Origin of the sequence: Microcystis sp. LE18-22.4A (genome assembly GCF_027531105.1) — a bacterium.
GTDB lineage: Bacteria > Cyanobacteriota > Cyanobacteriia > Cyanobacteriales > Microcystaceae > Microcystis > Microcystis aeruginosa.
Genome location: NZ_JAPZRB010000099.1, coordinates 1 through 10790, shown reverse-complemented (window position 1 = coordinate 10790; position 10790 = coordinate 1). Strand labels below are relative to the sequence as shown.

Genomic DNA, 10790 nt, shown 5'->3' with positions numbered 1-10790 from the left:
CCTATCGGCTCAATGGTCTCTACTCAAAGAAAAATATCCCAGTCGTCGGGTTATTATTGCCAGCAAAAATATCAAAGATTTCCAAAACATTACTGATTGCGCTCTCTGGCAAGATATACATTATTAAAGCGAAACCGCTTGCTTTTATTTTTTTCAATAATAATTATAGATCTAAAACAATCTATTTGCCGCCCGAAAATTCCCCCCATAATCTTGAGATTTTTTTGATAAATAGGACTCGATCGAGGATAATTAGAAGAAATATTTTGACTCATAACCAAATCTAATCAAGAAGCCCAGTGACGATTCCCCTCCTAGAGTTGTTTGTATTCGCCACCGTTTTGTGCGGATTTTTAGGAACATTCCTGAAAAAAAACTTAATCATGAAGATTATCGCCATGGATGTCATGAGTACGGGCGTTATCGCCTACTATGTGGTGATTTCTTCCCGTGACGGTTTATTTACCCCTATCCTCGGTACAGTTAAACAACAAAATTACGCCGATCCTGTACCCCAAGCAGTGATTTTAACAGCGATCGTCATCGGTTTTTCCATTCAGGCGTTAATGCTGGTGGGAGTGATGAAATTAGCTAAAGATAACCCCACCCTCGACAGCAGCGAGATAGAAAAAAATAATACACCATGAATACTTTAACGATCGCCTGGATAAGTTTACCCTTTTTGATCGGCTTTATCATCTATTTATTGCCGCGATTAGACAAATATCTGGCTCTCGCCGCCACTATTATCTCTCTCGCCTATTCTCTCCTTCTATTTAGCCAATCCTCCCCCATAACCCTTAACCTACTAGATAATTATGGCGTGAGACTGGTAGCCGATCAGTTAAGTGCCTATTTTATCCTCACCAATGCCCTGGTGACGATGGCAGTTATTTTTTATAACTGGGAAAGTAGCAAAACGGCCTTTTTTTACGCTCAAGCTATCATTCTCCACGGCAGCATTAATTCTGTCTTCGTCTGTGAGGATTTTATTAGCGTTTACGTTGCCCTAGAAGTAATTAGTATTGCCGCTTTTCTGGTGATTGCCTACCCTCGCAGCGATCGCTCTCTCTGGGTTGCCCTGCGTTATCTGTTTATCAGCAATGTGGCGATGTTATTTTACCTAATCGGTGCGGTTTTAGTCTATAAAGCCAATAATTCCTTTGCTTTTGCTGGTTTAAAGGACGCACCTCCCGAAGCCTTGGCTTTAATCTTCATGGGATTATTAGTCAAAGGGGGAATCTTTGTCTCGGGATTATGGCTACCGATGACACACTCGGAATCGGAAACCTCCGTCTCGGCGCTGATGTCGGGGGTGGTGGTAAAAGCTGGCATTTTTCCCCTCCTGCGCTGTGCTTTAATCCTAGAGGATTTAGATGTCCTAATTCGGCTTTTCGGGGTGCTAACGGCGATTTTTGGCGTGTCATACGCAGTGTTTGAAAAGGATAGCAAGCGGATGTTAGCCTTCCATACTATTTCCCAGTTAGGTTTTATTTTAGCCGCCCCGGTAGTCAGTGGTTTTTATACCCTTACCCACGGTTTAGTTAAATCTTGCCTATTTCTGTTAGCGGGAGTTTTACCCAGTCGCAATTTTAAAGAATTACAGCAACAATCGCTCCCTAATTCTCTCTGGATTGCCCTAGTGGTTGCTAGTTTTTCTATCTCTGGATTCCCCCTATTATCTGGTTTTGGTGCGAAAGCGTTAACGATGAAAAATTTAGTCCCCTGGCAAGAGATTATGATCAATCTTGTGGCGGTGGGGACGGCGATTTCCTTTGCTAAATTTATCTTTTTACCCCACGCGGGTGGCGAAAGTAAACAGAAGTTAACTATCGGTTTCTGGACAGCAATAATTCTGCTCCTTGCCGCCCTATTTTTAGCCAATGCCGTCTATGTTGAAGCTTATAATCTCCCCAATCTTATCAAAGCTTTAGCCGTCATCGGTGCTGGGTGGTGGTTATATCTGGGAGTTTTCAAAAAGTTATCCCTAAAATTATCGCGGGCTTGGGAACAATTTGATCATCTCGTCGGGATGATGAGTATAATGTTAGTTCTATTGTTTTGGATGGTCTTAGCATGATCGGACATATAATTCTGCGTTTAACTATGTGGTTTTTACTCACCGCTAATTTTACCCCCGCTAATATTATGATCGGGGTGGCTATTGCTTTTCTTTTACCCCGTAATTTCGCCTCTAGCGAAACTTTAGGCGATTGGTTAAAGGTAATAATTAAAGTCTTTATAGCTATTCCCCAAGCTTATAAAGAAGCGTTTGAAATCATCTTTCGTCCCCACAAGGAAGAAGAAATTATTTTAGAGAGAATTTCGGGTAAACGTTCACCCAGATTGGCTTTTTGGGATATATTTCTCATTACCTTTACCCCGAAAACTATCGTCACCGAATACAAGGAAAATGAGGGTTATGAAGTTCATCTAATTAAACGGAGTTCCCAGGAATGAATATTGTTCTCATTGCCATGATTGTCGCCCTATTAATTCCCCTTTATGAAGTGGCAAGAAATGATGACATCTGGCAAAAAATGGCCGCCTTTGCCAGTGCTTCCAGTAAATCATCGATTATTATTCTAGTGGTGTCAGTTCTACGGGATGATTGGATGATTGGAGTGGTAGCAGTGATTATTCTCAGTGTCGGTAATGCTGGCTTTATGTTATTAGCACAAATTCTTAAACGATTGAACGAATCATGATTGACATTTTCAGTTATATCTGCATCGCTATCGGAGTGTTTTTCTGGTTTTGGGGAACGGCGCATCTTTTAGACAAGCGCTCGGTATTATATAAATTACATGGTCTATCTGTCGCTGATACGTTGGGTTCTATGGCGATTATTTTCGGGCTACTTTTGAAAGTTCCCCAAAATTGGCCTTTATTGTTATTGGCAATAATTTCCCTGGCAATTTGGAACACCATGTTAGGCTACGTTTTAGCTTATACTTCTAGCGATCGAGAGTAAAATTAAAGATGAATGAAAGTTATCTCTATGTTATTGTTGCCCTCTTGCCTTTAACTGCGGCGATGGTAATGTTACAATCCAATCCCTACCAAGCTCTAGTAATTCGCGGGGTTTTGGGAGCAATAGCCGCTTTAGTTTATGCTTTATTAGGGGCAGCAGATGTGTCTTTAACCGAAGCTTTGATGGGAACCATGTTAGCCGTAACTCTCTACGCGGTGGCGATTCGTTCCTCTTTAGTGATGCGTTTAGGAGTAATTGCCGAGGAAAACGATACAGTTTTAGAACAGTTAAAAACTCAACTACAAACGGTTTTAAGTAAACGTTTTATGCGTTTAGAATTAGTTGCCTACAGTGATAAACAAGCTTTGCAACAGGCACTTATGGATAAGGATATTCATGCCGTCTGTATCCGTCAAGACAATCCAGAAACCATCCCCTACGAAACCACAATTAGATTACCCTATCTCTACGATATTTTTAAAAATGAATTAACGGCAGCCAACACAACTTTAACCTGTATTGAAACCCGAAAATTAGAGGAGAAACACTAATGAAATGGATTTATACTCTAGCCGCCATTGCCTTCGCTATCAAAATGGTAATTATTCCCAATACTGCTTCCTCTGTATCATCCTTAGAAATTGTTGAATCCCTGGTGCGCGACGGTGGTGTTCCTAATGCGGTTTCGGTAGTGATTTTTCGTAATCGTCTCTACGATACCATCTATGAAGTGGTTGTTTTTACCATTGCCATTATGGGGGCAAATTTTCTTTTAGCCACCGAAAAACCCGCCAGTAAAATCCATCAATTTACCGACCAACCTTCAATTATTTTAGCCCGTTTAGGGGCAACAATTACCGCTTTAGTGGGCATTGAATTAGCTATCCGCGGACATTTAAGTCCGGGGGGAGGTTTTGCCGCCGGAGTCGCCGGAGGTACGGCAATTGGTTTAATAGCAATTACCTCGTCTCCCGAATGGATGCAAGCAATTTATCGCCGTTGGCAAGCGGCAACATGGGAGAAAATTTCCGTCTTAGTTTTTATTGTTTTAGCCGTCATTACTCTCTCAGGATTTGAGTTACCCCACGGGGAATTAGGAGCGCTATTTAGTGGCGGCATTTTACCGATACTAAATATTTTAGTCGCCGTTAAAGTAGCTTTAGGTTCCTGGGCAGTAATCCTCGTTTTTATCCGCTATCGCGGTTTATTGTGAGAGGTTAATATCTATATTTATAGAACGTAGGTTGGGTTGAAGCATGAAACCCAACGCCCACTCATGTTACGCTACCGCTAACCCATCCTACAAATAATTGTGCCTCCCTACTTAATAGCTATAATTTATAGCTTTAGGTCAAAACTGGGGATTAACCGATAATCATAACATGACTTGATGGTTGAAAAAATGCTATAGTAATTTTGTTGCCCTCCTCAAGAATCAATAGGCATCTAATGATTCTGCTAAAAGAACTCCCGAGGTAAAAATTATGGTTAACGTTATTCGCGGTTCTTCAGCTAAACCTGTATCTTCTCAAAGATTAGCTAAATATTTTGAGGAAAGAACAGATATAGAGGGAACATTGTATATCGGCTATCCTATTATTGGAACTCCCCAAGGAGGATATCAAATTGATGCTCTATTAGTCTCTCGTCAGCAAGGGGTTATTATTTTTAATATTGATGAGGGAAAAAATTATGATTTGGATATTGAAGGCACTCAAGACGAGAGCATAACCAAGTTAGAAGCAAAACTGCTGTCTTATAAAGAGCTTGTTCAAAAAAGAAAGCTAATAGTTAACATTTCTGTAGCCACCTATGCACCGATTTGGAATAATTATCCAGAAGGAATTAACCCAGAGGAATATCCTGTTCTTATTAAAGATAAAGATCTTGATGATTTTATCAAGAAATGTCAAGGCAATGATTCTGAATATTTCGAGAAAGTCAACTCAGTTATACAAGCTGTTACAACCATTAGAAAAAAAGACGCTCGCAGTTATGTTGTTAAACGAGATTCTAGGGGAGCAAAGTTAAAAAAATTAGAAGATTCTATCGCTAATCTTGATGAAACTCAAAATAAGGCTGTTTTAGAAACCACTAAAGGTGTACAAAGAATTAGAGGTTTAGCAGGTTCGGGAAAAACAATTGTCTTAGCGCTGAAAGTAGCTTATCTTCATGCAACTCATCCCGATTGGAATATTGCTGTTACCTTCTATACACGCTCGTTAAAGGATCAATACAAAGATTTAATTACTCGGTTTAGTTATGAGCATAAAAATTCCGAACCAGACTGGGAAAAAGTAAAAATTATTCACGCTTGGGGAAGTCCTGAGATAGAAGGAATTTATTATGAGCTATGTAAACGACATAATATTGAATATTTAGATTTTAGTCAAGCAAACAACCTAACATATTTGTTGAATGAAGACCCTTTTGAGTTTGTCTGTCAAAAAGCCTTCCGAGAGATTAAAAAATTTCATCAATATTATGATCTTATTTTAATTGATGAAGCTCAAGATTTTCCTCAAGACTTCTTAAGACTCTGCTATGAAATCTTGAAAGATGATAAACGTTTAGTTTATGCCTATGATGAGTTGCAAAGCTTAAATAGTAAAGTCATGCATTCTCCCGAAGTTATTTTTGGAAATGATAATCATGGTAATCCTAGAGTTAAATTGGAGAATTTACCCAGCGAACCCCAACAAGATGTGGTTTTAAATACTTGTTACAGAAATTCTCGTCCTATTCTGTCCTCTGCTCATGCTCTAGGTTTTGGAGTTTATTATCCACAGGGACTAATTCAAATGTTTGATAATCCTCAATTATGGCAAGATATTGGTTATGAGGTTGAAGAAGGAGAATTAAAATCAGGAGAATTTGTTAAACTGATTAGAACCCCCAAAACCAGTCCTAAATTCCTTGAAGAACATTCTTCTATCGATGATATTATCAACTTTAAATCTTTCGATAACAATCAGGAGCAATTTGAATGGCTAGTGGAACAAATTGCCAAGAATCTCAAGGAAGATGAATTAAGATGCCAAGATATTATGGTTATCCATCCAATACCTAAAAATGCTCGCAACGTTTTTGGAAAAGCTAGACAAATGTTATTTACAAAAAATATTAATTCTCATTTAGCAGGTAGCACATCTTCTCCCGATGAGTTTTTTCAAGAAAACTCGATTGCTTTTACACAGATTTATCGTGCAAAAGGCAATGAAGCGGCAATGGTTTATTTCATTAACGCTCAAGAATGTTTATCTGGTTCACAAATTGCTAGTAACCGCAATATTTTATTTACAGCGATGACTAGAAGTAAAGCTTGGTTAAGAGTTATTGGTTATGGAGCAAATATGCCAGCTTTAGAGAGGGAATTTCAGGAAATTAAATCGAGAAATTTTGCTCTTGAGTTTACCTATCCAACCCCCGAAGAACTTCAACAAATGAAGAAGGTTTATCGAGATACTCTTAATACCAAGAGATATAAAAATGACAGGGAAAAGCAAGAATTAATTGCCAAGTTAAAAAGTATAGAATTTTCATCAGATGAAAAAAACGAAATTATCAAAATATTCCAAGAATAGTTAAGAAATGCTTAATGTTCAGAATATCTTTAAAGATGTTAAAAATTTAACGGCTAAATTGATAGAAGTAGGATTATCAAGTCAGCAGAACTTTCCGACTTTGAATAAATTGAGTCAAAATATTTCTGAGATTAGCTATGCCAATAGTTCCGACTTATCCATTGCCCTAAAAAATGTTGCCTATCAAGATATTTATGATGAGCTTGATCGCGGTAAGAATTATAATATTAAAATGATTGATGGAGCCTTGATTCAATTACTTTATCGCTTCCAAGGATCGCAGTTATTATCCCATAGACTAGCTTTCTTCTCATCCCCTTATTTAGAATCTTTTCAAAATGAGCCAGAACTATATGAAGAAGATGAGATATTTGCCGATATTATCGACAAAAATATTGTAGCTGTACCGATTAGATTTGATTACGATCCTGATAATTTTCAAGAGATTCATCACCCCAGATGTCATCTCACTCTAGGACAATTCAAAAACTGCCGAATTCCAGTGTCCTCCCCTTTAACACCCAGCATATTTATTGCTTTTATCCTTCGTAACTTTTACAATACAGCCTATCATCTATATTCCGAGCAGATCAATTTTAACAATCAGCGATTTCCAGAAACCATAACTGAAATAGAAACGAATATACTACATTTGGCTCTTCTCGACTTTGTGTGATAATTTTTGCTTATGGAATCGTGAAATGCTTACTGGGCAAGACTTTTAGGACTATTTTGCGGATATTCTATCAGTATAGACCTCGTTTCCACACAGAAACCAGAAGAGCCTACATTTTGCTATTAAATCTCCCTCTCTATAGTCCCTATTGGATTTACCCTCATACAGTTCAGCAAAACCTCGAAATTTTTTCTTAAAAAAGCTTGACAAAAGCCCTCAACTTGACTTATACTTTCTAGTATAATGGGAATCCGTGCCTGCCTGCGAACAGCTATTTTTTTAAAGAAAAAAAGGAGTCAGGGAAAATAAAGACTCCTTAACTGAAGACAGTTTATTTGTGGAATTGGTGCAGTAGGTTGCGAAATTCTGGAAAACTAATCTGATGATCGCGACTTGTATCGGCCTGGTGTAACATAGCTTCGATTTCCTTGTCTGTCACCCCCGGTTCGATCGCCTGAAGACAAGCTTTTAACTCCTCAAGGCTAATTTGTCCAGAGCTATCACTATCGAATAGCTGGAATCTTTCCAATAAAATTCTTTCCTGTTGATCACGATCGCTGTCACTACTAAAAGATAGACGATCAAAGACCTGAAAAGCGCGGGCGATATTTTGCCATAATTGACGGGCCAGAGGACGATGGAGAATCGTTTCCTCCTCCTGACCGGTAACTCCGTACTCCCGACGCAAAGACTCGACAGTTTCCGTTTCCGAGGCCGGCAATTCCGTCAATAAATGCTTGATCGCCTCCCTGGAACTCTTACCGGTTAACACTTGCAGCAATTCTGACCCCACCCGGCGATCGGGGTCTTTTTTCCAAGTCACCAACAAACTTTCCAACAAAGCATCGCGGTAACTCTGCAAACGCAACCAATCCTCGCGACTATACTGCTTGTCCGGATCGAGAAGTTCGGCCGATTCCACACCCAACTCCGTTAGAATTGCCTGATGTTCGGCCTCGGTAATCGTCAACTCTAAGCGCATTTGTTCTAGGATTTCGAGGCTGTGGCCGAAGTCAGTATATCCCTCCTCCAAAGCCTCTTTTAACAAGGCTTTATAGGCTTTTAAACACTTCTGGTGGCTGAAATCCGGCAGTATCTTGGCCAATACATACACCTCATCCGCGTGCAAAGCTGACAGCGATCGCCCATCAAGATATTTAGCCGTATCGAGACCCAGTTTACCCAACTGTTTACGCAATCTTCCTGCGAGTCCTTCTCGTTGGTAACGGCCCGGCTCCCTTGTCCAAGTGCGATATAACCATAAACTACTCAAAACAGCCGGTAAAATATCAGCGAAATAATACCAAAATTTTGGCAAAAGATTAATAAAAGGACGACCAGCGAAAATAAAGAAGAAATTGAAAATCAGAAAAGTTCCGACAGTAAAGACGCGGTGACGGATAATTTCTGTAGTTAAAGGCGACTTTTTGCGAATTCTATCGACTTTGTAGGCATTTTCAACTTTTTTACCGAGAAAGTAACCCAAAAAAGTGCAGATTGCCAAAGTTAAGGGGACAGCTACCAGCTTCGGAATCGCAATTGCCTGACCAGCAAGATAAAAACCCGGTTGAAAGAGGGATTCTAGTTGATTTTCTTCGTGCGCCCAAGCTCCAGAGAAATAATAGTCCCAATTGCCAGCATAGAGATAATAATAGATAGCATAGCCAAAAACTAAGCCAAAATAACCGTAATAAAGCCATTGGCGATCTCTGTTAGTAATCCCATCCCAATAGGATCTTTCCGCATCGATATCGATACAGGGACTCTGACAGGCAACACAGGCACTTTGTTCGCTACCATCTTCCCGGACAATACGACACATAGATTGAGTAATCCCACCGCGACTGTCTTCGTGAGCGGTACTATTTAGTAAACCCCTCGGTTCACCGTAAATCCTTTCCACTGGACTCATGGGACAGAAATAGTTACACCAAGATTTGCCCCCATACCAATAACCCACAAAGATCGCCCCTAGAATAGTAAAGATTAAAAAGCTGCCTAAGACTAAGCGATCGGAATTATCAAAGAGAATCCGTCCGCATAAACCCAAAAATAACAGACTTAATTGTAGATAGAGATAATTACGGGCTAAAAAAGAGTTTTTCGGCACTTTATAGATTTCATAGCGGACTTTCCCCGATTTATCGGTGTATTTTTTCTGACGCTGTTTACCCAAAGCGCGCGGTATTTGAGAAAGAAAGGATAAAGGACAGATACGCCGCCAGAGTTCGTGACCGAATACTAATAAGATAAAAATGCTACTAGGAACCACTATTCCCCAAAAAATCGGCGCAGCTAACTGATAGGAGGATTGGGGTAAGCAAACTCCCTGGACTTTAATGCACACATCGGGATCAACTCTCAGGGGACTAGAAAGATTGTTAGGATCGGTTAATTGTGCCGAAATCGGGTCAAAAAACAGAGAAAATATCAGAATTAACCAAGCGATGGTAACAACCCATCGCAGATAGTGCATTGATCGTTCGGGAATTTGTGCAAACATAGGTCTAAGTAGTGACGGAGAAGAGACTTTTAAGGGAGATTAGGGCTTCAATCCTCGAATTATCAAGCTTTTCCTCTAATAGCGGCGAAAAACTTGCCTTTTTGAGGGACTGCATTGCCTTTTTCTACCCCCGAGGAAATTCCCCTTCAGGCAGCAGGATGCGGCGTTGACAAATTAACAGTGATCCAGTATATGTGGGAAAATTGTCTTAAAATATTATCTACGCTGCTACTATCACTAGACTAGAACATTAAAGAGCGTATTGGCTTAATCCTTCTCAAAAGTTTAAATTCTATGGCTGAAAGCTTGAACCATAAATCCGAAAAACCCTCTCCTCCTCCCGTCCCCCAAGAAAACCCTTGGCTAGAAGCAGTTAAAACCATTGTCACGGCTGGAATTTTGGCTTTTGGCATCCGCACTTTTGTGGCCGAGGCCCGTTATATTCCCTCTTCTTCCATGGAACCCACTCTCCAGATTAACGATCGCCTAATTATCGAGAAAGTTAGCTATCATTTTCAGAAGCCAGAACGGGGTGATATAGTGGTTTTTAGTCCGACAGCCGCCCTGAAAGCTCAAAATTTTCATGATGCTTTTATTAAACGGGTGATTGGACTGCCGGGGGATAAGGTGGAAGTCAAAAACGGTCTAGTTCACGTCAACGGTAAAGTTTTAGCGGAAAAGTATATCGCCGAAGAACCTAATTATGCTTTCGGACCGGTGACAGTTCCCCCCGATCAATATTTGGTTTTGGGCGATAATCGCAATAATAGTTATGATTCCCACGCTTGGGGCTTCGTTCCCCGGGAAAACTTAATCGGTCGCGCCGTGGTGCGTTTTTGGCCCTTCGATCGTCTGGGAGGACTTGACAACCCCGACGCTGCCACAAATCAGAATTAATGTCAACAAAATAAATAGGGTCTGCTGAAAAAGTTTGTTGGTGGGGTTAAGGAGTCAGTAGCCGGTCGTCAGTAGCCGGTCGTCGGGAGTTTCAGGCTTTGTTGCCCTCTCTTTTCGTACCAATTTATGTACTACAAGAAGGATAATGCAAGGTTT

At 40.2% G+C, this 10790-nt stretch carries 11 protein-coding genes; 10 read left to right on the top strand and 1 reads right to left on the bottom strand.

Going from position 1 to position 10790, the window contains the following annotated elements; all coding sequences use genetic code 11:
* Positions 1-299 precede the first annotated feature (299 nt).
* From O9295_RS04380 to O9295_RS04340, 9 genes are all read left to right on the top strand, one after another.
* Entirely contained in the window at positions 300-647 is a 348-nt protein-coding gene (locus O9295_RS04380) for an NADH-quinone oxidoreductase subunit K (RefSeq protein ID WP_002796737.1), read from the top strand.
* Positions 644-2080, top strand: coding sequence for a cation:proton antiporter (locus O9295_RS04375; protein WP_288031986.1), 1437 nt, complete (start codon positions 644-646; stop codon positions 2078-2080). The genes O9295_RS04380 and O9295_RS04375 overlap by 4 nt, the downstream gene beginning before the upstream one ends.
* Entirely contained in the window at positions 2077-2460 is a 384-nt protein-coding gene (locus O9295_RS04370) for a Na+/H+ antiporter subunit E (protein WP_288031983.1), read from the top strand. Before O9295_RS04375 ends, O9295_RS04370 begins: the two co-directional genes overlap by 4 nt.
* On the top strand, positions 2457-2708 hold the full coding sequence (locus O9295_RS04365; protein ID WP_002771873.1) for a hypothetical protein: 252 nt from the start codon (positions 2457-2459) through the stop codon (positions 2706-2708). Before O9295_RS04370 ends, O9295_RS04365 begins: the two co-directional genes overlap by 4 nt.
* Entirely contained in the window at positions 2705-2974 is a 270-nt protein-coding gene (locus O9295_RS04360) for a monovalent cation/H(+) antiporter subunit G (RefSeq protein WP_002752066.1), read from the top strand. Before O9295_RS04365 ends, O9295_RS04360 begins: the two co-directional genes overlap by 4 nt.
* An 8-nt stretch (positions 2975-2982) precedes the next feature.
* Complete coding sequence (locus O9295_RS04355; protein ID WP_288031979.1) at positions 2983-3525, top strand: DUF4040 domain-containing protein; 543 nt, start codon at positions 2983-2985, stop codon at positions 3523-3525.
* Positions 3525-4187: a Na(+)/H(+) antiporter subunit B gene (locus O9295_RS04350; protein ID WP_288031977.1), complete on the top strand. Its 663-nt coding sequence runs from the start codon at positions 3525-3527 to the stop codon at positions 4185-4187. Before O9295_RS04355 ends, O9295_RS04350 begins: the two co-directional genes overlap by 1 nt.
* Before the next feature lie 271 nt (positions 4188-4458).
* Positions 4459-6558: a DEAD/DEAH box helicase gene (locus O9295_RS04345; RefSeq protein ID WP_287739683.1), complete on the top strand. Its 2100-nt coding sequence runs from the start codon at positions 4459-4461 to the stop codon at positions 6556-6558.
* A gap of 7 nt (positions 6559-6565) precedes the next feature.
* Complete coding sequence (locus tag O9295_RS04340) at positions 6566-7234, top strand: DUF2290 domain-containing protein (protein WP_288031975.1); 669 nt, start codon at positions 6566-6568, stop codon at positions 7232-7234.
* A gap of 331 nt (positions 7235-7565) precedes the next feature.
* Here the strand turns inward: O9295_RS04340 and O9295_RS04335 are convergent, their stop codons facing one another.
* On the bottom strand, positions 7566-9737 hold the full coding sequence (locus tag O9295_RS04335) for an EF-hand domain-containing protein (RefSeq protein WP_288031973.1): 2172 nt from the start codon (positions 9735-9737) through the stop codon (positions 7566-7568).
* A gap of 294 nt (positions 9738-10031) precedes the next feature.
* Between O9295_RS04335 and lepB the strand changes: the two genes are divergently transcribed.
* Positions 10032-10634, top strand: a complete 603-nt coding sequence (gene lepB / locus O9295_RS04330) for a signal peptidase I (protein WP_288031969.1) — start codon at positions 10032-10034, stop codon at positions 10632-10634.
* Positions 10635-10790 lie beyond the last annotated feature (156 nt).

Bases quoted from the DNA above. Each gene is read 5' to 3' on its own strand.
- O9295_RS04375 (WP_288031986.1), top strand. From the start codon at position 644: ATGAATACTTTAACGATCGCCTGGATAAGTTTACCCTTTTTGATCGGC.
- O9295_RS04370 (WP_288031983.1), top strand. From the start codon at position 2,077: ATGATCGGACATATAATTCTGCGTTTAACTATGTGGTTTTTACTCACC.
- O9295_RS04365 (WP_002771873.1), top strand. From the start codon at position 2,457: ATGAATATTGTTCTCATTGCCATGATTGTCGCCCTATTAATTCCCCTT.
- O9295_RS04360 (WP_002752066.1), top strand. From the start codon at position 2,705: ATGATTGACATTTTCAGTTATATCTGCATCGCTATCGGAGTGTTTTTC.
- O9295_RS04355 (WP_288031979.1), top strand. From the start codon at position 2,983: ATGAATGAAAGTTATCTCTATGTTATTGTTGCCCTCTTGCCTTTAACT.
- O9295_RS04350 (WP_288031977.1), top strand. From the start codon at position 3,525: ATGAAATGGATTTATACTCTAGCCGCCATTGCCTTCGCTATCAAAATG.
- O9295_RS04345 (WP_287739683.1), top strand. From the start codon at position 4,459: ATGGTTAACGTTATTCGCGGTTCTTCAGCTAAACCTGTATCTTCTCAA.
- O9295_RS04340 (WP_288031975.1), top strand. From the start codon at position 6,566: ATGCTTAATGTTCAGAATATCTTTAAAGATGTTAAAAATTTAACGGCT.
- O9295_RS04335 (WP_288031973.1), bottom strand. From the start codon at position 9,737: ATGTTTGCACAAATTCCCGAACGATCAATGCACTATCTGCGATGGGTT.
- lepB (WP_288031969.1), top strand. From the start codon at position 10,032: ATGGCTGAAAGCTTGAACCATAAATCCGAAAAACCCTCTCCTCCTCCC.